This is a genomic window from Paenibacillus sp. S-12 (genome assembly GCF_030363895.1).
Classification (GTDB): domain Bacteria; phylum Bacillota; class Bacilli; order Paenibacillales; family Paenibacillaceae; genus Paenibacillus_B; species Paenibacillus_B alvei.
The window spans coordinates 150,415-173,597 of the sequence record NZ_JASIUF010000015.1 but is presented as its reverse complement, the minus strand read 5'-3'; the positions used below and the strand labels follow the sequence as shown (position 1 = coordinate 173,597).

Annotated in this window: 24 protein-coding genes, 2 tRNA genes, 1 pseudogene and 1 riboswitch; of the genes and pseudogenes, 10 read left to right on the top strand and 17 right to left on the bottom strand. The window is 45.7% G+C overall.

The window, feature by feature from the left end:
• The first annotated feature begins 24 nt into the window (after positions 1-24).
• Both coaE and NO352_RS15320 read left to right on the top strand, forming a co-directional pair.
• Complete coding sequence (coaE, locus tag NO352_RS15325) at positions 25-621, top strand: dephospho-CoA kinase (RefSeq protein ID WP_289356044.1); 597 nt, start codon at positions 25-27, stop codon at positions 619-621.
• Positions 618-1,199 (top strand): lytic transglycosylase domain-containing protein, encoded by a 582-nt coding sequence (locus tag NO352_RS15320; RefSeq protein WP_005551585.1) that lies wholly within the window; start codon positions 618-620, stop codon positions 1,197-1,199. Before coaE ends, NO352_RS15320 begins: the two co-directional genes overlap by 4 nt.
• 74 nt (positions 1,200-1,273) lie before the next feature.
• Here NO352_RS15320 and NO352_RS15315 read toward each other — a convergent pair whose 3' ends face one another.
• Complete coding sequence (locus NO352_RS15315) at positions 1,274-1,495, bottom strand: alpha/beta-type small acid-soluble spore protein (protein ID WP_005551584.1); 222 nt, start codon at positions 1,493-1,495, stop codon at positions 1,274-1,276.
• A gap of 126 nt (positions 1,496-1,621) precedes the next feature.
• Between NO352_RS15315 and nrdR the strand changes: the two genes are divergently transcribed.
• Positions 1,622-2,101, top strand: a complete 480-nt coding sequence (gene nrdR / locus NO352_RS15310; protein WP_005551582.1) for a transcriptional regulator NrdR — start codon at positions 1,622-1,624, stop codon at positions 2,099-2,101.
• A gap of 226 nt (positions 2,102-2,327) precedes the next feature.
• On the opposite strand, the gene NO352_RS15305 is transcribed toward nrdR, so the two are convergent.
• The 11 genes from NO352_RS15305 to NO352_RS15255 form a co-directional block, all read right to left on the bottom strand.
• Positions 2,328-2,615, bottom strand: coding sequence for a hypothetical protein (locus tag NO352_RS15305; RefSeq protein ID WP_005551581.1), 288 nt, complete (start codon positions 2,613-2,615; stop codon positions 2,328-2,330).
• 88 nt (positions 2,616-2,703) lie between these two features.
• Positions 2,704-3,489, bottom strand: a complete 786-nt coding sequence (locus NO352_RS15300; protein ID WP_005551579.1) for an energy-coupling factor transporter transmembrane component T family protein — start codon at positions 3,487-3,489, stop codon at positions 2,704-2,706.
• A complete protein-coding gene (locus NO352_RS15295) occupies positions 3,486-5,282 on the bottom strand; it encodes an ABC transporter ATP-binding protein (protein ID WP_289356043.1) in 1,797 nt (598 codons plus the stop codon). The genes NO352_RS15300 and NO352_RS15295 overlap by 4 nt, the downstream gene beginning before the upstream one ends.
• Position 5,283: 1 nt before the next feature.
• Entirely contained in the window at positions 5,284-5,859 is a 576-nt protein-coding gene (locus tag NO352_RS15290) for an ECF transporter S component (protein ID WP_483311843.1), read from the bottom strand.
• A 76-nt stretch (positions 5,860-5,935) separates the two neighbouring features.
• Positions 5,936-6,529, bottom strand: coding sequence for a YkoF family thiamine/hydroxymethylpyrimidine-binding protein (locus NO352_RS15285; RefSeq protein WP_289356042.1), 594 nt, complete (start codon positions 6,527-6,529; stop codon positions 5,936-5,938).
• Positions 6,530-6,675: 146 nt separating this feature from the next.
• Positions 6,676-6,782: riboswitch (TPP riboswitch) on the bottom strand.
• A 228-nt stretch (positions 6,783-7,010) separates the two neighbouring features.
• A complete protein-coding gene (locus NO352_RS15280; RefSeq protein ID WP_289356041.1) occupies positions 7,011-8,393 on the bottom strand; it encodes a HAMP domain-containing sensor histidine kinase in 1,383 nt (460 codons plus the stop codon).
• Entirely contained in the window at positions 8,377-9,072 is a 696-nt protein-coding gene (locus tag NO352_RS15275; RefSeq protein ID WP_268594657.1) for a response regulator transcription factor, read from the bottom strand. The genes NO352_RS15280 and NO352_RS15275 overlap by 17 nt, the downstream gene beginning before the upstream one ends.
• Positions 9,073-9,154: 82 nt before the next feature.
• Positions 9,155-11,161, bottom strand: coding sequence for a serine hydrolase domain-containing protein (locus NO352_RS15270; protein WP_289356040.1), 2,007 nt, complete (start codon positions 11,159-11,161; stop codon positions 9,155-9,157).
• Between the two features lie 229 nt (positions 11,162-11,390).
• Positions 11,391-11,466: transfer RNA gene (locus NO352_RS15265), tRNA-Lys, on the bottom strand.
• Between the two features lie 323 nt (positions 11,467-11,789).
• Positions 11,790-12,605, bottom strand: coding sequence for an ABC transporter permease (locus NO352_RS15260; RefSeq protein ID WP_289356039.1), 816 nt, complete (start codon positions 12,603-12,605; stop codon positions 11,790-11,792).
• A complete protein-coding gene (locus NO352_RS15255; protein WP_289356038.1) occupies positions 12,602-13,633 on the bottom strand; it encodes an ATP-binding cassette domain-containing protein in 1,032 nt (343 codons plus the stop codon). The genes NO352_RS15260 and NO352_RS15255 overlap by 4 nt, the downstream gene beginning before the upstream one ends.
• Positions 13,634-14,017: 384 nt before the next feature.
• Between NO352_RS15255 and NO352_RS15250 the strand changes: the two genes are divergently transcribed.
• A tRNA-Ala gene (locus NO352_RS15250) sits at positions 14,018-14,093 on the top strand.
• 209 nt (positions 14,094-14,302) lie between these two features.
• A pseudogene (locus tag NO352_RS15245) lies at positions 14,303-14,885 on the top strand (alpha/beta hydrolase).
• A 285-nt stretch (positions 14,886-15,170) separates the two neighbouring features.
• On the opposite strand, the gene NO352_RS15240 reads toward NO352_RS15245, so the two are convergent.
• From NO352_RS15240 to NO352_RS15230, 3 genes are all read right to left on the bottom strand, one after another.
• Positions 15,171-15,386 carry a hypothetical protein gene (locus NO352_RS15240; protein WP_262866547.1) on the bottom strand — a complete coding sequence of 72 codons (216 nt, stop codon included), beginning with the start codon at positions 15,384-15,386 and terminating at the stop codon, positions 15,171-15,173.
• A 121-nt stretch (positions 15,387-15,507) separates the two neighbouring features.
• Positions 15,508-16,695, bottom strand: a complete 1,188-nt coding sequence (locus NO352_RS15235) for a hypothetical protein (RefSeq protein WP_289356037.1) — start codon at positions 16,693-16,695, stop codon at positions 15,508-15,510.
• A 53-nt stretch (positions 16,696-16,748) separates the two neighbouring features.
• Positions 16,749-17,279 (bottom strand): hypothetical protein, encoded by a 531-nt coding sequence (locus tag NO352_RS15230; RefSeq protein WP_262866549.1) that lies wholly within the window; start codon positions 17,277-17,279, stop codon positions 16,749-16,751.
• 300 nt (positions 17,280-17,579) lie between these two features.
• On the opposite strand from NO352_RS15230, the gene NO352_RS15225 reads away from it, so the two are divergent.
• From NO352_RS15225 to NO352_RS15205, 5 genes are all read left to right on the top strand, one after another.
• On the top strand, positions 17,580-18,923 hold the full coding sequence (locus NO352_RS15225; protein WP_005545952.1) for a phenylacetate--CoA ligase family protein: 1,344 nt from the start codon (positions 17,580-17,582) through the stop codon (positions 18,921-18,923).
• A gap of 77 nt (positions 18,924-19,000) precedes the next feature.
• Complete coding sequence (locus NO352_RS15220) at positions 19,001-20,242, top strand: phenylacetate--CoA ligase family protein (protein WP_289356036.1); 1,242 nt, start codon at positions 19,001-19,003, stop codon at positions 20,240-20,242.
• A gap of 53 nt (positions 20,243-20,295) precedes the next feature.
• A complete protein-coding gene (locus tag NO352_RS15215) occupies positions 20,296-21,315 on the top strand; it encodes a bifunctional 3-deoxy-7-phosphoheptulonate synthase/chorismate mutase (RefSeq protein WP_289356035.1) in 1,020 nt (339 codons plus the stop codon).
• 81 nt (positions 21,316-21,396) lie between these two features.
• Positions 21,397-22,011: a chorismate pyruvate-lyase family protein gene (locus tag NO352_RS15210; RefSeq protein WP_289356034.1), complete on the top strand. Its 615-nt coding sequence runs from the start codon at positions 21,397-21,399 to the stop codon at positions 22,009-22,011.
• Positions 22,004-22,300, top strand: a complete 297-nt coding sequence (locus NO352_RS15205) for a hypothetical protein (RefSeq protein ID WP_289356033.1) — start codon at positions 22,004-22,006, stop codon at positions 22,298-22,300. The genes NO352_RS15210 and NO352_RS15205 overlap by 8 nt, the downstream gene beginning before the upstream one ends.
• 227 nt (positions 22,301-22,527) lie before the next feature.
• Here NO352_RS15205 and NO352_RS15200 read toward each other — a convergent pair whose 3' ends face one another.
• Complete coding sequence (locus NO352_RS15200; protein ID WP_268594595.1) at positions 22,528-22,815, bottom strand: hypothetical protein; 288 nt, start codon at positions 22,813-22,815, stop codon at positions 22,528-22,530.
• A gap of 17 nt (positions 22,816-22,832) precedes the next feature.
• Positions 22,833-23,105, bottom strand: coding sequence for a hypothetical protein (locus NO352_RS15195; protein WP_268598848.1), 273 nt, complete (start codon positions 23,103-23,105; stop codon positions 22,833-22,835).
• Positions 23,106-23,183: the final 78 nt, after the last annotated feature.

The following is a 23,183-nucleotide window of genomic DNA, read 5'->3' as shown; positions in this document are numbered from 1 at the left end:
ATTATTATAGAATGAGGTGAAGGCATGAACATCGGGTTAACCGGAGGCATCGCATCCGGCAAAAGCACCGTCTCCCGATTACTAGTGGAGCGGGGTGCTCTATTAGTTGATGCTGATAAGATTGCCAGGGAAGTCGTTCTCCCTGGCAGTCCCGTGTTGGAACAAATTGCGGTGCATTTCGGATCGGACATGCTGTTGGAAGACGGATCATTGAATCGTAAGCGATTAGGAGAGCTTGTCTTCGCAAGTGAAACAAGTCGCAAACAGTTGGAAAGCATTACGCACCCAGCTATCCGTCAGGAAATACAACGTCAAACGCGACAGTACGAACAGGAGCATCCAGAGCGTCTTGTTGTTGTAGATATTCCACTCTTGTATGAGTCAGGCCTCGCTGAGCTGTTCGATTCGATAGTAGTCGTGTATGTACCAAGAAGTGTTCAATTACAGCGTCTAATGGAACGGGACGGTTGGAACGAGAAGGAAGCGGAGCAAAGGCTGAATGCGCAATGGAGCATGGAGAAAAAACGGGATCTGGCGGACATTGTGATCGACAATAGTGGTTCGCTACAAGATACGATCATGCAGGTCGACCGATTTTGGTCGGAGAAAGGCTTGCTATGATTCGTATGATGAAGATGCTTCGCAAAAAGAGAGTGCTATTGCTGTTGTTTTTAGGCATGCTGTTTTTGCTGTTCGTGCAGTCGCAGTGGCTGGGAAAATGGATGTATCCAATTGCGTATGAAGAGGAGATTCGCAAGCATGCGGCCAAATACGATATTGACCCCCTGCTCGTAGCAGCCATAATTCGAGTAGAAACGAACTTTCAGGCAGGTCGAGAATCTCGCAAGGGCGCTATCGGGGTGATGCAGCTTATGCCGGAGACGGCGACATGGGCCATGGAACAGTTGAAGATGAAAGAGCGCTGGTCATTGAATGAATTGAAAAATACAGCCGATCCGAACATCCTCATTGGAACATGGTATTTGAAGTCTTTGCATAAGCAATTCAATGAGAACTGGATCGCTGCGATCGCTGCTTATAATGCCGGCCCTGGAAATGTGAGCAAATGGATTCGTACGAAAATATGGGACGGCCGCTATGAAACTGCCAAGCAGCGAATCCCTTACGGGGAAACAAAGTTGTACGTACAGCGCGTTATCCATTATTATGATAAGTATAAAGGCATCTATTCGAAGTAAATGTATAACGAAGAAGAAGCATCGGACAAGCCGATACCGTTATCGCGCTTTATCTCCGACGCTTCTTCCCATCATTATTTGTATTGACCTGCAAGTTGTTGTTCAGCCATTTGGACAAGACGCTTCGTGATGTAACCACCGATAGAACCGGTGTCACGAGTTGCCATGTTGCCATAGTATCCGTCAGATGGGATGGCAATGCCCAACTCTTGTGCGATCTCGAACTTCATTTGCTCAAGAGCTGCTGTCGCTTGAGGTACGACTAAGTTGTTGCTGGAACGATTGTTTTGGCTCATTTGATTCACCTCCTTGCGGTTGGTAATTGTATTGTGTGCATTCTTTCAAAGATCATTACAGGTAACCACTGGTATTTTTTTATTAGTGAAAAATGATAACATCAAGAATAGGACGGAGGTAAGGTAATGAAGTGTCCTTATTGCGACCACTTAGGTACAAAGGTTCTTGATTCTCGTCCAGCGAACGACAATAAGTCCATTCGCCGCAGGCGGGAATGCGAGCTGTGCAGCAGACGCTTTACTACATTTGAGATGGTGGAGGAGACTCCATTAATCGTAATAAAGAAGGACGGAAGCAGAGAGGAATTCAGCAGAGACAAGATGCTGCGCGGACTCATTCGGGCCTGCGAGAAGCGGCCGGTCTCTGTGGAGAGGCTAGAGATGATTGCTTCTGAGGTTGAGAAGCAGTTGCGCGATACGGCACATGCGGAAGTGGACAGCCGTGTCATCGGCGATTTCGTCATGGAACAGCTCTATCCGGTGGATGAAGTGGCTTACGTGCGCTTCGCATCGGTCTATCGTCAGTTCAAGGATATCAGTATGTTTATGAAGGAACTGAACCACCTTCTATCGAAGAATGCATTAGGCGAACACCCTGACAAATAGTTTCTTACTATATGCCCCCCCTCAAGCAGATAACGCTGGAGGGGGTTATGTTTATCACATGAACCATACTCCCTCAATTGCTCAAGGGAGTATGGAGACGCCATGCTTGTTCATTTTTTCCCTGCACGTGACACACATAGGATAAAAATTCGTGTATGTCCAAACGAAATACTCGAAATGATAAGATATGATTATTTTTAAGGATCGTTAAGGGGGTAGAAAGCTTTTAAAACAGCCATCCTCGACGCGTATCAAGCAGCACAATGGCTAACAGGTCAAACAGTACCAGCGGCAAAATAAACGGGATAAATGAGGTGTGTACTTTACCGGCATGCTTGACGGAATTGACTTTCAAATACACTCTTTTTTTATCTACCTTTACGATGGTGCCCGTATAGATATTCCCCTTTTTATCCTTGATTTTCACGAATTTTTTTAAGTATTTTACGCTTTTTGTGTAATGGGAGGATATCTTCTTCGGAACGGTTTTTTTCGGCGTAATCTTTTTAGGCATAGAACGACCTCCTTTTCGCTAGATAAAGGAAACACAAAGTGTGCTTCATTATGTTATGCGCGATACGAGAAAAGGGTGTCAAACTGTGTCACAACTGTCCTTGATACCATTGTACAAACCCAAGCTTCCAAGATAACAGGTAGCAAAGAGCGATCCCGCTCAGCAGTAAGCCAAATAATAGCCAATCCTTCCAAGTGACGCGAAGCTGGGTATAATACGTTCGATCGCGCCTTCCCGTAAAGCCCTTGGATATCATTGCGGCTGCTACGCGCTCTGACTTGCGTATGGCAGAAGCAAGCAGAGGAATGGCGTAACGCTTCCAGGCGCGCAGCTTATTTTTCCAGCCTTGAGCCCGTTCAATGCCTCGCATTCGGTGAGCGTGCTGAAGGATGCGCAGCTCTTCCTTGAAGAAGGGGAGGAAGCGATAGCCTGCCAATATGCCATAAGCCCATTTCGGGGGAAGCTTGCACTGCTGCATTAGGCTGAGCATGAAGCGCACCGGATCAGTCGTCAAAATGAATATAAGCGACAAGGCTGAGAAAATAAGCACTCGTAAACCAAGTGATACAGCTTGCTGGAACGTCGCTGCGGTAATGATGAGCGAGCCCCAATGCCAGAGGATCGTGCTCGAAGCTGGATCGGCTGCACGCGGGAAGACGAGGGCTGTCCAGACGTAGCCAATCCCCATAATGAGAAAGGGAGAGAAGCTGAGCAGCCATTTGCGCCAAGATATGCGTCCTAATGTGAAGGTAAAAAGAATAATATAGCCAAGTGCTGCGAGCGGTGTAACCGGATCGAATGTTAGCGACAGCATAATAACTGCCACAATGATGGCCAATCCCTTGATGCTGGGATTCCATTCTCGTAGAATCACTGCCCCTCCACTTCCTTCCTTGCAGAAATTAGCGCCTGCAACTGTTCCGCTATCGCGAAATTCATAGGCATTCGCAAATGACAGGCTTCCACAAGCTCCGGGTGTTTCGTCCACAATTCGGAAGGGCAGCCGTCATAGCGAATGTGTCCTTGATCCAGAACGATAACACGGTCTGCATACGCTTGAACCCATTCCATATCATGTGTAATCATTAGGACGGTTGCCCCGGCTTGCACACGCATTTGCAGCATATCCATCAACTGCTTGGATGTATAAGCATCTTGTCCATATGTGGGCTCATCGCATAGCAAGAGCTGCTGGCTGTCCGTAAGGACGGAAGCTACGCTGAGTCTGCGCTTCTGGCCTTGGCTGATGGAGAATGGGTTCGCCTTCGCAACCTTGCTTAAACGGAACCGTGCCAATGCTTCCGCGACTCTGGTGTTCACTTCTTCTTCCTCTACATGCTGCATCCGCATTCCAAATGCAATCTCATCGAACACGGTATCTGTTATGAACTGATGCTCTGGATTTTGAAATACATAGCCAATGTGCGCCCGCAGCTCTCTTTCAGCATAACGATGAAGAGGCAGATCTTGCAGCAGAATATGTCCATCACTCGGCTGAGTCAATCCGGACAGAAGGGAGGCAAGGGTAGACTTGCCGGCTCCATTCGGGCCAACAAGCGCTGCCCACTCCCCCTCGTACAGGGTAAGCGACGCGTTATGAATAATCGATCTCCCTTGGCGCTGATAGGCAAGCCCCTCCGCTTTCAGAACTGTCCGGCGCTGCTGCTGAGAAGGCTTCGGCTTTGCTGGTGTCAATATACGCACCGCTGCCTTCTGGATCTCTGCAGAAAGAGGCAATAACATATTCAGCAGCTCATCGTCGGTTAATGCAGGATAATGAGTCAGCCCCGAAGCTGAGCAGTAGGAGGATACGGTCTGTTGAAGGGTACGTTGCAGCTCGAAGGCTTGGGGAAGCCAGATGCCATGTGATTTGGCCTCAGCGGCGTGCTGCTCAAAATAGGCAGCAGGCAGCCCATCGAATGCGAGCTCTCCTCGTTCATTCATGACAAGCAAGCGATCCGCAAACCCGATCCAGTCATCCAACTGATGTTCAATAATCAGCAAGGAAACCCCTTCCTTCTGCGCCAGCTCGGTGATAAGTGCGGCGAACTGACGCCTTGTATACGGATCAAGGTTCGAGGTCGGCTCGTCCAGCACAAGCATTTTCACACGAAGTGCGAGGGCACAGGCGAGCGCAAGCTTCTGCTTCATACCACCGGACAGCTCATGAATGTAAGCTTGGCGCCATCCGAGCAGGCCAACCTTCTCCAGCACCTCGTAAATGATTGGCTCCATATCCGTACGAGGACAATTGCGATTTTCGAGACAGAAAGCAACCTCTTCTTCCACTCGCAGCATACAGAACTGGCTTTCGAAATCTTGAAATACGATGCCGATGATCTGGGCAACCTCGCCTGAACCATATTGCTCAATTGGCTTGCCGTATACTTGTATAGAGCCCTCCACAAAGCTGTCGATAGCATAGGGATACAGTCCGGAAAGACAGAAAGCCAGCGAGCTTTTTCCACATCCGCTTGGCCCGAGCAGCAGTACGGTCTCTCCATCCATAATAGAGCATTCAATTCCTGATAAGATCGGCTCGCTTTCATGCTCGAAGGCGAAGGACACATTCAAGGCGGCAATCGCTATATTAGGGTGCGGTTCTATATCATCTTCCCTCGTTGCTGGAGATGCTTGCTCATTAGGTAGAAGCAATGTGCTCGTCATGTTATCGCTGCCCCTTTGCAATTGGGAAGCTCCGGAGTACGCCTGTATTGGCTAATGCATCACCAATCGATTTTCCTAAGAGACCGGAAATGACTGCACCGCTTATGCAGCGAACCAAGAGCATCGCAAGGATTAGTCCCAGCGAATAAGCTGCGTACCCGCTTCGGAAATAGCCCCAAGCGAAACTGAACACAGCAGAACCAACACCGGCAAGCATGAGTACCTTGGTCGAAAAATTACGGTATCTTGTTGCGGCAAATACGGCTTCTGCTCCCAACCCTTGAATCAAGGCAGAGACGATTAAAATAGGGCCTACCGCATTCCCGATGAGCACCTCAACCAATCCAGCGACCGTTTCCGAAATGACAGCAGACCCTGGCTTGCGAATAATATAGGTGGCAATGATCGATACGATGAACCAAATGCCGAAAATCACTTCATAGCCCATCGGCCCCATAAAGCCCACAAGCACATTGCCGATTTGCAAGAAGAGCAGATAAATGACGGCAAACACGACAGACAGTGAGCTGAGAACGACAATATCCCGCAATTTCCATTGGCTGTTTCGCATATTCATGAACATTCCTCTTTTCTTTGTATGATGATCAGATGAGTCCGTTGAGATTGCAGGTTGCAAAATTCCTCTGCAGCAATTACTTTGTTGAAGGACTATTGGCAGAAATGGTGGTTGTCATTACGACATGGGACTTATCTGTTTTTTGTGCGCGATTGAAGGCATGTTCGAGTGTAGCGAATACTCGCTGTGCTTCTCCTTCCAGGCGGCTCGCATAGTGTGCACTCTCATCGAATGTTCCTTCTTCCTTCGCTAGACCGATAATTTCATAAATGGTATCCATATAATCGGGCGTCCCGAGCGGGTAAAGTGCAAAATGGGCAGCGACCTGGAGTGGAATCGCTTGATTGCGTTCAGCATTCATTCGCATATCGTCCTTACTCATGAAGGCGTCTCCCTGCGTGTCTCCTGGACAGCCAATGGAGAAAGTTGCATTCAGCACGGCATGTTCACCGCCAGCAGCACTATGCAAGAAAACGGACTGTACGACATCGAATACATGCTCGCTCCGTCCACGCACCCAAGTGCTGACATCGTCGGAATGGGACCATACCTTGGACATGTCCGTATTTCGCAGCGCTCCCAAAATAATGTCGACAAAGCGATCGCTCATCGGATAAATGGAAAAGCGGCAACCAACGATGCGGCTCGTACCGCAAGATAAATGATTCATGACTTATATCCTCCTTGGCAAATTAATATATGGGCCAGCAGACAACAAAAAAACTGCACCGTGAGTCGGTGCAGTTGCGCTTGAGGATACAAGATTACGGCGTGGCTTCATGCAAAGACGTGCATGGTGAAGCCACCGCTTATATCAATCAGTCGACTACACTTCCCCACGCTAGTATTATCTAGTTCGGGTTATAAGGGTTAACAGCGTTGCCGCTGTCTCTCAGCTTGTGACAGCACCCCTAGTGTTCGATATCACTATGCAGTTGTTCCGTTGTTCATATGCTTGACTGCTTACATTATACACTGGATGATCGGATTGTAAAGAGGATCATGGAGCAAGGTGATTATTACTCGCCGTTCTATCTGCAGTCGATGATGTGAGCGTTGCGGAAATCTAAGAGTGATATAGTGGGGAATAGATGCTCATAAGAATGAAATGCCGGGTTTGCTGCAAAAGGGCAGCGGCGTTTAGCGCGCAGCTAGTCCTCCATAATGGTCAGCGTGATTTGGAACAAGGTAGAATACCGCTGATCCTGCGTTAGTTCAATCGTGCCTTCATGGAGCGTTATAATTTTTTTGCAAATGGCGAGACCTAAGCCTGTACTGTCTTTAATCGGGCCATCACCGCGAATGAATTCTTCGAAAATATGCTCCTTGATCGGCTCCTGAACGCCAATGCCGTCATCTCCGATCCGCAAAATAACATGTCTATCCAGTCGTTCGCATGACACATAAAGCACCGTTCCCGTTGGATTATATCGCAGTGCATTGCTAATTAAGTTAGTGATGACGCGGCTCATATGAATCTTATCTATCTTGACATAGAGCGGTTCCTCCTGGATACGTGCTTCAAGCTCAAATCCCTTCTCTTCTATTTCTGGATAAAATTCCACCACGAGCTGCTGGAACCATTTCGTAATGTTTACTTTCTCTTTGCTCAATTCCGTGTGCTTGTCATCCAGCTTCGCCAGTTCAAATAAGTCTTTAATCAAATTGGCCATATAAGCTGACTTATCGTAAATGTATTGAATATACTTGCGGATATCTTTATCTTCCAATGCCTGATTGTCCAACAGAAGCTGCGAATAACCGTAAATCGAAGTAATCGGCGTCTTCAAGTCATGCGACAGATGAAGCAGCATGTTCCGCTTATTGTTCTCGGCGGTTTCCTTCTCGGCAGAAGTAAGCTGCAAACGTTCAGCCATGCCGTTAAACGCATCTTGTATTTCCGCGAATTCCTGTTCGGCTGAATAATGGAGCCGCTTCGTGTAATTGAAGCGTTCCATCTCCTTGATGCCTTCTACGATTTGCCGCAGCGGCTTTTTCACTTGTCTAACCGAATAGCGGGCGTAAAAGTAAAGCAGGATAAATAATAAAATAGCTAATATTGCAGCAAAGATCGTTGTCGCAGTTGATAATTTCAATAATCGCTCAGGAATTTTCCACAGCAATACATAAGATTCGCCGTCCGGTCCTTTTGCTTGGTAAGCATGATAGAAGATTGAATCATCGTTGCGCTCCGCATCCATTTTGGCATACATTTGGCCGTCCTCGTAATGCATGATGTCGTCCTCTTTGTTTCCTTTGACAAAAATGATCTCGCCTGACTCATTCACGATTTCGAACCAGCCGCCGTACTTGTCCAGTAAATGATCGCTGATGTTATGGAAAGGGTATCGATAAATATCCGTTCCATTAATTTTAGCAACGACCAATTCATCTATATACCGCCTCATAAAAAGGTTCGTGCTAAGGAGAGATACAATGATCGCTGCTATCATCAGGATGCAGATCACTGCATAATTTCGAAAAAACACCCGTTTCAAGGGACGTCGACCGGAGAGATTATTTGCTTTTTTCAAAACGGTAGCCTAACCCCCTAATTGTAATGAGATAGATAGGCTTTCTCGGATTATCTTCAATTTTCTCGCGAATTTTGCTTATATACACCATAATTAAATTTTCGTCTCCGATGTATTCCTCGCCCCACACCTGCTCATAAATATGCGCTTTGGTCAACACTCTGCCAGCCTCTCTCATAAGGAGCTCCAAAATCTTGAACTCGTATGATGTCAATTCCTTTTGGATACCGGACTTGAACAGTTGGCAGCTTCTTATATTCAGCCTTACATCTCCAATTTCGATACATTCTTGTTCCTGTTTATCAGGCTTCGAATGGGAATCAATTCTCCTGAACAGCGCTTGAACGCGGCTGACGACTTCGAGTGGGTTGAAGGGCTTGCCCACGTAATCGTCCGCCCCGAGCTGCAAGCCATAAATTTTGTCCATATCGTCGGATTTGGCAGAAATAAAGAGAAACGGAATTTGCGAATTCTGCCGCGTTTTTTTAAGTAATTCCAAGCCATCCATTTGCGGCATCATAATATCGGCTATGACCAAATCGACGGGCTGCTCCTGCAAGATAGTCATAGCTTCGACACCGTTCCCGGCTGTAATCGTAGCATAGCCGTGGTTGGTCAAATAGATGGTCAGCAATTCCCGAATTTCGGCTTCGTCGTCTATGATGAGTATGATTTTCATTTTTTGTCCACCTCTATGTATGCAACAATTAACTCCCGATCAACATGCGGCTTAACGCAGATTGATCGGGAGTTGTGCTGAATTAGAATAGATTGTCGGCGAATGTAGATAGCAATCCTGCCGCTTCTTGCTTCAGCATCGGCTGCTTGGATCGATAGTCGAACGTCCCGTCTTTCCTTTGGACAACTTCAGGACCAAATAATTGTTTGGCGATGACGAACTGAACGCCTTCCCGCGCCCAAGAATCGGTGGAGCCGCCGAGCCGTGCTTTTTTCGGTCCGGTACCCACGTGGTTGAATGCCATACGCCATATAATAGTTGCAGCTTCCTGGCGCGTCAACAATTCCCGCGGATGAAATTTGCCGCTTTCAGGCTTTTGAATGACGCCAAACTCATACGCAGCTTGTATTTCTTTAGCAAACGCACTATCGGATATATCTATGAAAGCAGGCTTGCTCTTGGATGGAGACACTCCAAGCCATCGGATAAACCAACCGATAAACTGTTCCCGGGTAATTGCTTGCTCAGGCTGAAAGCGGTTGTCGCCGCTATTGTCATCAATGACTTTCAATTGGCGCAAGTGATAGATATACCGAGCATACGGATGGTCGTCACTGATATCCTGATAATGCTGCGGTGCTGCTAATTTTTCGGCCCAACTATCTGATTTCAGGTCGTAATAAAATGCCTGTACTTCGCCATTGTCATTTAACTTGAATGCAGCTTTTACGCCTTGTTCATCTTGGAAAAGCAGGGGCTCGATTTCATGGAGCACATGCTCTCCAAGCGGATCTTTCACGATAAGCTTGCCGTTCTCAGTACGAACACGCGAGGTCCACATCCGATTTCGCAAGTCGCTGTACATGCCCTCGAAAGCTGCCAACGATTGTTTCGCTTGCTCATGAGGAGCCTGGGCGCCATCTTTCTTCGGGTAATAATGATCCATGAATGCTTTCAACAATTCCTTGCGGAACTCAACATCCTTATTTACCGTGACGAAAAAACCGACCTTTTCATTAGGAATCAACCACATATTGCTGTGATACCCAGCCATGTCCCCGGCTTTCTCAATCATATAATGTCCGTTGTTATGCTGCCGATTGGCGTATTCGAAGCCGTATGCCATGTTCGGCAGCTTCTTATGTATGGCTAGCTGAGGCTTATGCATTTCCGCTGCCGTTTCTTTTTTAAGAATCGTTGCATCTCCTAGCTTGCCGCCGTTTAGATGGGCGAGCATAAAGTTGGCCATATCAGCGCCAGTAGAGAGCATGCCGCCGCTTGGAAGCTCCGTCGGAACCGTTGCGTAGGTGGGAATTGCATCTCCCATTACGTTATATGGAACGGCCAGGTGTTTCGTGATGTCCGAGGTTAAGCGGAATTCGCTGTTTGTCATACCTAGCGGTTTAAAAATATGCTCCTGCACGTATGTGCTAAATGGCTGTTTGCTCACTTGCTCTACGATGTAACCTTGAATGGTAAAGCCTAGATTGTCATAGCGGTAGTACTCGCCAGGCTTGCGGATCACCGTAGGCGTATTGTCCGACACATATTGCTTGATAGATACTTCTCGCGTTAAATCGTCGGTTGATAATTCTGAGCCGTCTCCGAATTCGAATCCGGTCGAATTCGTTAGTAAATGCTTCGTAGTTAGGGGATATCCAGTCTTATTAGGGATTTTAATATCTCCCAGGTATGCAGACAACTCTTTGTTCAAATCAATTTTACCCTGCTCTGCCAATTGCATCACGGCTGTAGCGGTGATCACCTTGGAAATCGAAGCTACGCGGAATACGGTTCGATCCGGATCGACCGGCAGCTTTTTACCCACATCTGCATAGCCGTAACCTTTCTTCAACAGCACCTTGTCACCCTTGACGACGACAAACGCAGCTCCTGCCATACTGTCCTTAATTTCTGGACGGCTAAAAAATTCATCGGCAAATTGCTCAACTTCTTTGGGGTCTTGTGGGCCTATGTTTACGGATGCTGCCGCCGATACTTTCGATAATGTACCCGTACCGCTAAGCAAGCCGGTTACTACGATGATGGTCAGTGCAATGGTCGTCACGCGCTTGGAAAACATATTCATTGTTTGCTCTCTCCTCTGTATCATTTTCGTGCATCATCAGAATATATGAGCAAACTTAATCCAGATTCTATGTAACCTTAATGTAATGTGAAATTTCCGATGAACAGCAGAATCTTAGGGGGAGGGGACATGGGATGCAAGATTCCATTAGGAGAATCAATGTTTGGTAAGCGGAAAATGAAAAGAATGCAACAAAAAAACGGCATTTCTGCCGTTTTGATCACATAATTGGTGGGTTCTGAGGGGTTCGAACCCTCGACCTGATGATTAAGAGTCAACTGCTCTACCAACTGAGCTAAGAACCCATATGAGAACTGGGTTCAAGGGGGATTGAAGCATCCCGATTGAACGAAGCTGTTGTGAAATGCCTTGTTCCTTAACACACCCTAAGTATAGACCTCTTCAGCAGATTCGTAAAATTGAATTATGGGGATTATCCGTGGATATTCAAGGATATTCCCTTTTCTGCTAAGGGTGTAGTATGACTCTGTTAGGAATACTTCCATTTCCCGTATCATGCGATAAGGAGCAGGGATTTAGTTCTCTGCACCTTACCGTACATGTTTACATTTACGTGTTCAGATGTTTTTTCAGTTACCCAAATTGTTGAGGGCTTCTTATTTGAAATTTAGGTGCGGCGCATATAAGCGCGAACGGTGAGTGGGGCGAAGATAGCTACGATGACCATAGCGCAAAGGAGAGTGAGGCCAAATTCAATGCCGATCGTACCTTGATTGGCGAGCTCTCGTACAGCACTTACTAAATGGGTGATTGGGTTAATGTTAGCAAACCATTGAAGCCAATCTGGCATTGTATTAACCGGTACGTATGCATTGGAGAGAAAGGTGAGTGGGAACAGCACCATCATGGCAATTCCTTGTACGCTTGCGGCTGTACGAGCAATGACGCCGAAAAAGGCAAAAATCCAACTGACTGCCCAGGAGCACGCAATGACAAGCAAGCCGGCGATTGCGACATAACCCAAGCCTCCGACTGGGTGATAGCCCATTAAGTAGCCCATGACAAAGGTGAGTACGGTCGCAATAGCGAAACGGATCGTATCCGCCAGAAGGGCTCCCGCCAAAGGCGCAATACGCGCGATCGGAAGTGACTTAAAGCGGTCGAATACACCCTTATCCATATCTTCGCGCAATTGGACACCAGTGGCGACAGCACTCGTGATGACTGTCTGAACAAGAATGCCGGGGATAATGATCGGTAAGTAGTCGTGTACATTACCTGAAATTGCGCCGCCAAATATATACGTAAACATGATGGTAAATAAAATGGGCTGAATGGTTACATCAAACAATTGCTCGGGAGTACGCTTTATTTTGAGCAACCCGCGATAGGCCATCGTTAACGAATTGCGAAGTGCCTGGCAGAAGCCAGTGTAGTTTTTTAAAGGGCGTCCATTTTTTATGCTTACAGATACCTGGTTCATGCTCTTTCCTCCTTGATTGCGCTGTCCATTTGCACATGATTTTCTCTTGCGCTGTCTTCTGCGCTATGTCCTGTGATCGTTAGGAATACTTCGTCAAGGGTAGGCTTCTGTACACTGAGCTCGGACAGATGAATCCCCCTCGCACGAAGTGCGATCAACAGATCGGTCACCTGATCCGCATCCGTCATAGGTGCTGTAACTTTTCCGGCCTCGGCATTTACATTGGAACGGACTTTGAGCACTTGTTCCACGATATGGCGGACCTCTGCGCTGTCTTTTTCTTCTTGGACTCTCAAATGCAAGGACGAGGTGCCGACCGAGGATTTTAGTTCATCAACTGTTCCTTCAGCGACAACCTTGCCGTGGTCGATAACCGCGATTCGATCCGCCAATTGATCCGCCTCATCAAGGTACTGCGTCGTGAGAAGCACCGTTGACCCCGTGTCTACTAAGCGGCGAATCGTATCCCACATTTGCGATCGCGTTCGCGGATCAAGACCTGTTGTTGGTTCATCCAGAAAAATGAGCGGTGGCTGCGCAATTAGGCTGGCGGCCAAATCAAGCCGGCGGCGCATGCCTCCTGAGAAATGCTTCAACGGCCGTTTTGCAGCTTCCGTCAGGCCGAATTCCTCTAACAAGTCAGCCGCCTTGCGTCGCGCCTCTGCACGTCCTAGCCCGAGCAGCCTTGAGAAGATAATGAGGTTTTCCGTAGCACTCAGCGATTCATCAACCGATGCGTATTGTCCTGTTACGCCGATTAATTGACGCACAATGTGAGACTCTTTCACTACATCATGGCCAAATATTCGTGCCTCTCCAGCATCCTGACGCAGCAATGTGGCAAGCATGCGAATCGTCGTCGTTTTACCTGCTCCATTCGGACCAAGCACGCCGTAAATGGAGCCAGCACGAACGTTCAGATCTACGCCATCGACAGCTCGATTGTCTCCGAACGTTTTAATAAGCCCGAGGGCTTCAACGGCCCATTCGTTGGCGCTCGAACCTGCTGTTTTGTATTTGTTGTTCATTTCCAATGCTCCTTATTTGAAGATTAGATGAGTTGAATTTGAATTCGTTTTTGTCTATTTGTATTGTAAAAATGTTTTTCAATTCATTAAACCTTCCGAAGAATGGTATATCGATCGGTCTGTGGACGGATTCAGAATATTTGCTCAATCAAAAACGCAGCCTACAATAGGCTGCGTGAAGTGGAATGTACTTTACGTATCCATAAATCGTGTGGAATTTGCATTACATATGAAATGGAAAGTTATATGGAGAAAATGTGAGAAATAATGACTAACTACCCGCTAATGATTGAAAATTGTTAAAATATAGGCCGTTGTGGTCGATTGTAGCAATTTGCAGGAAAATGAGTTGAAGTAGTATAATAATTTGGCATACAAAAATATGGGGCCATAGCTCAGCTGGGAGAGCGCTTCGCTGGCAGCGAAGAGGTCAGGGGTTCGATCCCCCTTGGCTCCACCAAAATCAACAAACGTACACGATCCTATGGGTCGTGTTTTTTGCATTGATGGAGTATAACAGGGGGGAGCGAACCCGGGTTCGCCCGCGCGCAGGGAGCCAAAGGCGAGAGAGCACGGCGTCTCATTCAACTAGTAAGGTAGTCATCGTCGAACGAGCTTCGACAGCAAGATCAATCAAGAATGGGAAATTTCTGTACTTATTTATCTGGAATGATCGGTTCAGAAATGTTATCACAATTTCCAGGGTTTCAATTGGAAGAAAATTTAGAGTGGAGCAGAAATTTAGTGTCGGTTCCTCCTGTGAGAAGGTCAAAGCAAGTAAACACGACCAGTCGAAAAATTTGAGGTGCTGCAGGAGAGACTGGTAAAAATTTATGAACCTGGCAGGAGATATGATGACAAGCTTCTAGCCATGTTGTGGATTCACGGGGGTGGATATGTGCTGGGACATCCTGATATGGACGACGAGTTGTATGAACGCTTCGTTCAGACGGCTCGATGTGTTGTCGTGGAGAACCATTCCAGCGGGATATCACCCTATGCAGTACCGACGATAGCGGAGAACTTGGCAGGGCTGCCGCCAACCTATACATGTGTAGGTCAGCTCGATCTGTTCCGAGATGAAACGATCGAATATGTAACAAGACTTGCACAAGCAGGTGTAAATGTCGAATTTCACTTATATCCCGGATGCTTCCACCTTTTCGAATTTTTTGTTCCAGAAGCGGAGGTAAGTCAACGCGCCGCTCAGAGCTATATGGAGGCGATGGCCCGGGCACTTCATTTCCCTTAATTTTTATAAAAGGATTAGACATATGAGTGCAAGCTGACAGGCATAACTAATTGTTGATTTTTTATCTTGGTAAATAGAGTTAACCGTAAGAATATGAAAAAGCCCTAAGCCTTCTGGGGCTGTTGACAAACATAAGGTTTTTGCAAAGACTTCGCTGGACTGGGGACTAGATCCTCAACCCATTGTCAACAACTCCTCCAAGACTTGGGGCTATTTGCGTGAAACTCCTATCAAATACCTCTGTCTATTTGTGTGAAATATAGGGGGAATCCCATATGTTTCAAGTTAATTCTTAAGCTGATCAAGTTGAGCTCGCAATACTTCTTGGCCAGTTGCTACGGCACCACTCTTAAGGGCAGTTGCGATTCTCCCTAAAATAATTTCAGCGGGTTGGTTTTCATCATTTACTGCATTTAGAAGTTGTCTGCCGAAATTGTTAGCGCCGCTTTTTAAAGCTGTTTCAAGGAAACTCTTGAAAAATTCGCTGTGTTTGTCAGACATGTATCTCACCTCCTTCCGAAAGTACGCTAATCCCCCCTTGAAGTAAAGTCTAATATGAATTCGACTTATCGCTAGCACTGACCAACTAACATCAAGGGGGGTTAGAAGGAGAACATGTTTCTTATCTAATGGCTGTACGGTAGGCCTTGTTTTTTTGATTTCGACTTGATTTTGGTTTTACTACTTCTTTAGCTTTAGGTTTAGGTTTTGACTTAGCAAGCGGTTTACCTTTTCGCTTTGTGATCAGTTTAGTTTTTGGTTTAGCTTTTTCTTTTGATTTCTTTAAGGCCATTTTCCTTAGTTCCTCTATTGCCACTTGTCTTTCTTTCTCTAAAGCCATTTCTCTTTCTTTCTCTAGTGCCATTTGTCTTTCTTTCTCTAAAATCAATTCTCTTTCTTTTTCTAAGGCCATTTCCTCAGCCTTTTTCTTCGCACGTTCTTTCGCTTTTTCAATCGCTTCTTCTTTCGCTTTTTGTAAAGCCCGTTTTTTAGCCCGTTCTTTTGCTTTTTGTTGGGCTATCTGTTTCTTCTTTTCATTATTAATCCAGATAAGGAGGGCATTTCCTACAGTCCGAGTAGCTTCAATCAATAGGGTAGTGGGAATGTTGTTTGGTATTTTTTCAAAAGCCGGTTTTCCTTCTAGCGCTTGCAGTTTTTGCTTGGATAGCTGCTGCCATGCCGAATTTTGTGTTTGACTCTGCAATCTTCTAAAGTGCGCAGCCGCATCTTGGTTTCGACCTATCCTGGTGCAAGCCTCACCCAGTTCATAGATGAGTTCTAATTGTGTATCAGTATCAAGCGTATCAGATTGTGTATTGAGGAGGAGGGTGAAGTCTTCAATCACCGTCTTCGTCCGATGAAAATATTTCTCTGGGAGATTGTAAGAGGACTTGCCGCGAAGCAGTCGAATCGTACTGTCGTGTGGGTCGGCGGCTACCGCATCATCGAGTATTTTCAATCCTTGATTTGACCATTTCAATTTATCAGAAGCCTCTGTTTTATCCCTTGCAATCAATATCATTGTGCTGCCATAGTAAGCATCAACAAGAGGATTATCTGGATAATCAACACGCAGTTGTTCTAAAATCTGATGTGCTTCTTGAACAGCCGCTGCATTGCCAGCTATGCCATCCTTATGAAGTTGGACAGCTAGGGTGAATCTCTCATTAAAGGGGTCAGGTGGAGTAGACACCGGAACTGACACGGAATTTAGGTTGCTTTCGGTCAATGAATTCGCATGATCATCGCTTGATATAGAAGTTTCAATCAAATTTGATCCTTCCATATCACTGGGGTTAAGGTTTGTCACTAAATTCATCCTCTCTGTATTCATGCATGATCACATCGATCGCTTGCATGGTTCTAATCATCTTTTTTCTTCGGATGCATGGAGGCAAGAAGCTGTAAGATTTCATTCGATTTGACCTGATTTCCGATATTTAGGTAGGCTTTACTCAGCTTTCGAAGTACTTCTCTGACTTGTTTTTGGGTTAGGTAATTTGAACCTTGTTGATAACGGTCAAGGAGGAACGTGAAGTCCTCGATCGCTATTTTCGAACAATAGAAATAAGACTCCGGCAGATGCAGGCAGACGCTTCCGCGTAAAAAGCGAATTTCTTTTTCATTTGGATCCCATATAACTGCTTGATTCAATGCCTCCAAACTCTCTAGTGCTTTTTCTTCTTTCTCAACAAGGTTAACGGCATCACGTGATAAGAGGGCTAATGAACTACCGTAATAGGCTTCAATAAGCGCATTATGAGGCTGGGTCTCACGTAGTTTTACAAGCTTCTCATTCGCTCTTTTCGCTGCCTTTTTGTCTCCTTCAACCCCATCTTGAAGGAGCTTTTTTGCGATCTTGAATTGTTTATCAGGATTGCTGTCAGATGACAAGTTTACCTCACCTCCAATTTGCTTCGCCGTTATTTGAAAGCCGAGTTTCTCTACGTCAACTTCTCATGATTTCAAGGGCTATATACTTGTTACGATATGTGAATCCCTACTGCAATGATTGGATGAAAAAATCACTTTTCAGAAGATATACGGCTGTCCGAGTCAAGGCTGACTTTGCTTGCATTTCATATTAGGGTGACTAGGAGGGCGAGCAGATCAACTACTTACAAATAATCATGAGAGAACGCTAGATGAATGACATGCCGAAGGATTGGATTGAAAATGGTTAGGAGGATCTTTATGAAAGCGCAAACCCATAAAATGAAGGTATCCGTGGACGAACATACATCCCATTTAGAACAATTCAAAGCTTTTTTTGAACAATTGGATGAGAATGGAATCACCATTGAGAAGCTGCCTCGGCAAAAAATTGAAGATTATCAGTTAAAAGCGATTAACGCAACACTTACTCATATTTGGAACCGCAATGAATATTATCGTTCAAAGCTGGAAGAGGCAGGCTTTACAGTGCCAGAAATTGAAAGTCTGGAGCAATTAACAAAGGTACCGTTTTTGAATAAAGACGTCATCCGAGGCGATAAGCAGAAAATCTTATGCTTGGATCCAAAGGAAATCGGTCAGGTTCACCTAACGAGCGGTACTTCGGGCAAACCTATTTATACCTCGTACTCCTTAGCTGATCAGTATGTCTATGATTTGCTGCCTAAATATTTGGAATTGTTTAAGGAAACGGATGTTGATGTGGTGGCTGTCGCCTTGCCTTATGAATTTGCTTTGCCTGGACTTGGATTTCAGCGGTTGTTTCAATTTGCTTTTGGAACAGCGGTGCTGTCACTTGGCAAAGGCGGTTACATGGCTCCCGTCGATAAGTCATTAGAGTTGATGAAGGAGTTCCAAGCTACAGTTCTGACTACGACCCCCTCCTATGCGGCGCTTTTGGCCGAAGAAAGCGAGCGGTTCGGCATCAAAATAGGTGAAGATATACGGTTGAAAAAAATAGTGCTTACAGGTGAAGGCTGCTCCTATAAATTCCGTGAGCGTTTGGAAAAATGGTGGGGATGTGAAGTGTCCTTCTTCTACGGATCGACCGAATGCGGCGTCGTTGCGGTTGAATGCAGTGAGCACAAAGGTTATCACGTGATGGAGGGACATGTAAAAGTAGAAATTATTAATCCAATTACGCTGGAAAAGCTCCCTTACGGCAAGACGGGAGAAATCGTTGTCACGACGTTGTTGCGCGAGGCCATGCCAATGGTGCGTTACCGCAGTGGGGATATCGGGTATTTACAGAAATCCAAATGTGATTGTGGTCTCACAATGGACGTTCTTCATTTGAGAGGAAGAATGGAGAACATGATTCGATTAGGGGATGAAGACTACTCACCGTTCATACTAGAACAATTTTTGATGGAAATTCCAGATGTGGGTATGTGGTATCACTTCAAATTGAATCAGGGATCTTTCAAAATTGAAGCCGAACCGTTCCGGACGGAATTAACAGACGAGCAATTGGCAACGAAAATTCGAAAGCATATGGCAGATCGGATCGGGATTGATTGCGAAGTGGAAATCAGACACGATATTCCTCGTACTTTTGGCAAAGCAACGCGAATCATCACGTAAGGCGGCTAGGAGCATGGGGCCAAGGATTTGCATTAGCCATCCCAAAGCGCCGTGTAACGCTGAAAGGAGGTGCCCTGATGACCGATATTCAGAGGGAGCGGGAGGAGAAGTTCAAGAATTTATTACTACGCCTAACGAAATCCCCTCTATATAAGGATCGATTAGCGAAATATAACATCGATAATATGGGAATGAAACACATTCAAACACTGCCATTGACAACGAAAGAAGATCTCCGGAATGCCGGCACTTTCGGACACCTAGCTGTCGAAATAAGTAAGATTGCCCAATACCACGAATCTACGGGTACAACCGGAGAACCTTCCGCTTCTTGGTTCACGCAAGAAGACATCCGAGTTGGCGGAAGACAGCTGCAGGAGTGTGGAGTCCGATTGACAGCGGATGATCTTGTATTGATTCGATTCCCGTATGCCTTGGCGCTGCCCGCCTTCTTAATGCAGCAAGCTGCCTGGCACACAGGAGCGGGGGTTGTACCTGCAAGCGGACGTACGGTAGTTACGCCATACACGAAAGTATTAAGTCTAATGAAGCGCCTGCAAGTCACAGTATTGGCAGGACTTCCGCGCGAGATGGAGCTTCTGGCCGAGGCGGCGCGTCTCATTGGTTTGGATGTGAACGAGGATTTTCCAGCGCTGAGGGCCATTTGCGTTGCCGGTGAGTTATTGAGCGATAAACGCAAAGAGCATATCGAAAGGCTGTGGGGTGTACCTGTTTTTAATATGTATGGTTCGACGGAAACTGCGAATATTGCAACCATGTGTGAGTATGGCTCGATGCATATCGTGGAACGGGATTTTTACGTAGAAGTGCTGCATGAAGACGGTTCGGGCCCTGTTACTCAAGGAGAAAGAGGGTTTGCGGCAATCACAACACTCTCTCATCAAGCTTCTCCGGTGTTGCGTTACTTTAATGACGATATTATCTCCCTTGAACCTTCCAGGTGTGCTTGTGGGCGAGTAACGGGCAAGTTGGTGCATTACGGCAGAAGTAAGGATCGAATCGTGATCGGTGATACCATTCTAGATGCTTATGATATCCAAGAGGCCGTCTATTCGTTGACACCTGCCCCAGATGCATGGAAGGTATTGGAGCAAGAAGATGGTTTGTATGTTCTTCTTGATTCGCACGATGCTGGACAATGGAGTAGGGAGGACATCCAAACTCAATTATCTGAAAAGCTTCATTTGCCTGTCACCCTTCAAATCATTACCGACGCAACGCTTCTTGATCGAGTGGAGCTCGTGAATAACGTGCCATCGACCAAACCGGTATATATCCAGAAGCGAAATAAAGTGTAAGTCTGGTGAAGGAAAGGCTGCAGTCAATTGTGAAAAAGAGGGGTGTGCTCGTTGTGAGCGACAGATGGAAACAATTAATCACGCAATGGGATGGAATTAACCAACAATTGCTCGATCTGATGAACGAACGTGCACGAATGGCTGCGCAAATCGTTCAAGAAAAGAATAAGCAGGGTATTTCACAAGCGGAGCCAGTTGGCAACCAACAACTACTGAATGAGCTTGCTACCCTTACTTTTGCGTCCGAAATAAAAAAAGAGGCTCCAGCCGAGCGCAAGCTTCTTGTTAGCCGCCGGCATAAGAGCGAGGATACGATTATTCAAGTCAAGCATGCCGAAATCGGCGGTTCTTCGCCTGTCATCGTCGCTGGACCCTGCTCAATTGAAAGCAGAGATCAACTGCTAACGGTTGCTACTGCGATGAGGAACGCCGGCATTACCGTCTTACGAGGAGGCGCGTACAAACCGAGAACATCACCGTATGATTTTCAAGGCCTTGGCGAAGCAGGGTTGAAAATCATGAAGGAAGTGGCTGATGAAACGGGGATGGTGACGATAAGTGAAATCATGAGCCCTATGCATATCGACATGGCAGCTCGTTACATTGATATCTTTCAGATTGGTGCCCGCAACATGCATAACTTCGATCTGTTGAAAGCCGTTGGCCAAACCCAAAAGCCTGTCCTGCTGAAACGAGGCCTTTCCGCTACACTCGAGGAATTTGTGTTTGCGGCTGAATATTTGCTATCCAGCGGGAATAACCAAGTCATGTTAATCGAGCGCGGAATTCGCACCTATGAAAGATGGACGCGCAATACACTTGATATTTCTGCTGTTCCGATATTGAAACAAGAAACTCATCTTCCGGTTCTCGTAGATGTTACCCATGCCACTGGTCGAAAGGACATTATGCTTCCATGTGCGAAAGCAGCACTAGCGGCTGGCGCAGACGGTATTATGGTCGAGGTGCATCCGAATCCGCGGGTTGCACTTTCTGATGCGAAGCAGCAGTTGAATATTGATGAATTTCACAAATTTTTGCAGGGGATCCGCGATTCCGGTCTCTATCGTTAACAGCAGGTTATCATAACAGAAGTTCCTGTACACAGGTTATAATTCAACACGAGCTGACATACGGCTAATGGAGGAAACTGTATGACAGATACCAATGGCAAGGGCTCGCGGCATGCGGGAGAGGCATTGGACTTTTTGCAGAAACTAATATTCGATTTGTTGCTAGTGACAGACGGAAGGACGACAGATTTGCTAGAAACCTTGTTGAACGAAAAGATGTGTGTAACGGTCATTCGGCAAGAGCAATTGAAAGAAGAACATGCGGATCATCAAGCGGAGTCCTCCGGCGCTCCTTTATATGTGAGAGAATCGATTTTGATAAGCGACAAAAGTGATTTTATCGTTTCTCACAATATTGCCATTGTGAACTCAAAGTACGTACCAGAATCTTTATTTGAGAAAATTGCTCACAAACAAGAGGGAATTGGCAAATCAATCAGCTCGATGGGGTTACAATCCTACAGAAAAGTGGTTGACTCTGGGCTTAAGGGTCAAGAAGAGGCTGTTGATCTGTTCCAAAAGCCAATCAATCTTCGAATCCCTGAACGGCACAGTAAAATTCCTTACAAGAGATACGATATTTTTTTTCAGTCAGTGCCAGGAATTCATATGCTTGAATATTTTAATCCAGAAGTTGTCAGATACCGTTTAAACAAGGTTGACCAATTCCAAAATGGAGGGATAAAAGATGAGTGAAGAAATGAAAGAGCATAAACCGAGTAAAAAAGAGGTAAAGGAACAAGCGAAAGAGCAAGCTAGACTTGAGAAACAAGCGAAAAAAGTAGAAAAAGAGAAACGGAAAGAAAAGAAGGAACTTGAGGAACTAGCAAAGAAAAAAGAAAAAGAGCAAGCGGAAGAGAAAGCAAAAGAACAAAAAGAGCTTAAGGAACAGCAAGAAAAAGAACAAAAAGAGCTTGAAAAACAGCAAGAAAAAGAACAGAAAGCAAAAGAAAAAGCAAAAGCAAAAGAAAAAGACAAGGAATAATAAAAGAGTTATAAATAAAATGAAAAAGGGACTCCTTCCTTATTTTGTTAAAGGGAGTGGTCCTCCGTTTTTTCAATCATTCAAACTGTACTCAACAGCGCAAATGCGCGCCCAACTCAAAAAAACCTCTGGTCAATAACGTAAGTTCATCAACCAAGAGGAGAAAACATGAAACAGAAAACCTTTTTATTTAATTGTATTAAAATGATGGATGTTAATTTCTCTCCTTATTGCTTTTTTTGACTGTTTTTCATGTGTTCAACGAATTCCGTACCTGAATTCACCATATGTTCACTGGCATGTTGTACACCAATTTTAACGGCTGCGATCAGCTTTCCAGCAGAAATATCAGATGGCTGATTCAATTCCTCCATCGCTTCAATAATTTGCTTTCCTGCCACATTCGCGCCGCTTTTTACTGCTACAGAATAGGTATTTGCGAAATGTAGAAATCCATTCTTCATATGACTAAAGAACTTTGACATTCCTTGATTACTCGTTGCCAAATGAGTCATCTCCTCTCTAAAATTACCTAATTCGGTGGTCTTTCTTGCTCATCATTAACCTGCAATACTTTATCTTCAGATAAATGCTTAGGCGTCGAAACGCTTTCCAAAGGTGGCCTAGGATCATCTTTTAGCATTGGATCTGGTTGAACCTGAATGGCTCGTTCCTTTTTGTCCATATAAAATTTTAATACTGCAACAATGACTCCGACCAGAAGGACAAATGTCAGTACACCGGCTAAGGTTAATCCGAGAATAAAGATTACGCGATCTGCAAAGCCCATTTCCTTCATACCCATGTCATTTCTCACATCCTCTCACAATAATCCAGTATATGTATGGAGTTCCCCGATAATATGGACACTTGAGTACCTTTC

Coding starts and splice junctions, on each gene's coding strand:
- NO352_RS15305 (WP_005551581.1), bottom strand. CDS start 2,615: ATGCCTAAAAAGATTACGCCGAAAAAAACCGTTCCGAAGAAGATATCC.
- NO352_RS15295 (WP_289356043.1), bottom strand. CDS start 5,282: ATGACGAGCACATTGCTTCTACCTAATGAGCAAGCATCTCCAGCAACG.
- NO352_RS15240 (WP_262866547.1), bottom strand. CDS start 15,386: ATGTCTGACAAACACAGCGAATTTTTCAAGAGTTTCCTTGAAACAGCT.
- NO352_RS15205 (WP_289356033.1), top strand. CDS start 22,004: ATGAGTGAAGAAATGAAAGAGCATAAACCGAGTAAAAAAGAGGTAAAG.
- coaE (WP_289356044.1), top strand. CDS start 25: ATGAACATCGGGTTAACCGGAGGCATCGCATCCGGCAAAAGCACCGTC.
- NO352_RS15200 (WP_268594595.1), bottom strand. CDS start 22,815: ATGACTCATTTGGCAACGAGTAATCAAGGAATGTCAAAGTTCTTTAGT.
- NO352_RS15315 (WP_005551584.1), bottom strand. CDS start 1,495: ATGAGCCAAAACAATCGTTCCAGCAACAACTTAGTCGTACCTCAAGCG.
- NO352_RS15290 (WP_483311843.1), bottom strand. CDS start 5,859: ATGAATATGCGAAACAGCCAATGGAAATTGCGGGATATTGTCGTTCTC.
- NO352_RS15195 (WP_268598848.1), bottom strand. CDS start 23,105: ATGGGTATGAAGGAAATGGGCTTTGCAGATCGCGTAATCTTTATTCTC.
- NO352_RS15285 (WP_289356042.1), bottom strand. CDS start 6,529: ATGAATCATTTATCTTGCGGTACGAGCCGCATCGTTGGTTGCCGCTTT.
- NO352_RS15270 (WP_289356040.1), bottom strand. CDS start 11,161: ATGAATATGTTTTCCAAGCGCGTGACGACCATTGCACTGACCATCATC.
- NO352_RS15320 (WP_005551585.1), top strand. CDS start 618: ATGATTCGTATGATGAAGATGCTTCGCAAAAAGAGAGTGCTATTGCTG.
- nrdR (WP_005551582.1), top strand. CDS start 1,622: ATGAAGTGTCCTTATTGCGACCACTTAGGTACAAAGGTTCTTGATTCT.
- NO352_RS15225 (WP_005545952.1), top strand. CDS start 17,580: ATGAAAGCGCAAACCCATAAAATGAAGGTATCCGTGGACGAACATACA.
- NO352_RS15220 (WP_289356036.1), top strand. CDS start 19,001: ATGACCGATATTCAGAGGGAGCGGGAGGAGAAGTTCAAGAATTTATTA.
- NO352_RS15255 (WP_289356038.1), bottom strand. CDS start 13,633: ATGAACAACAAATACAAAACAGCAGGTTCGAGCGCCAACGAATGGGCC.
- NO352_RS15260 (WP_289356039.1), bottom strand. CDS start 12,605: ATGAACCAGGTATCTGTAAGCATAAAAAATGGACGCCCTTTAAAAAAC.
- NO352_RS15210 (WP_289356034.1), top strand. CDS start 21,397: ATGACAGATACCAATGGCAAGGGCTCGCGGCATGCGGGAGAGGCATTG.
- NO352_RS15275 (WP_268594657.1), bottom strand. CDS start 9,072: ATGAAAATCATACTCATCATAGACGACGAAGCCGAAATTCGGGAATTG.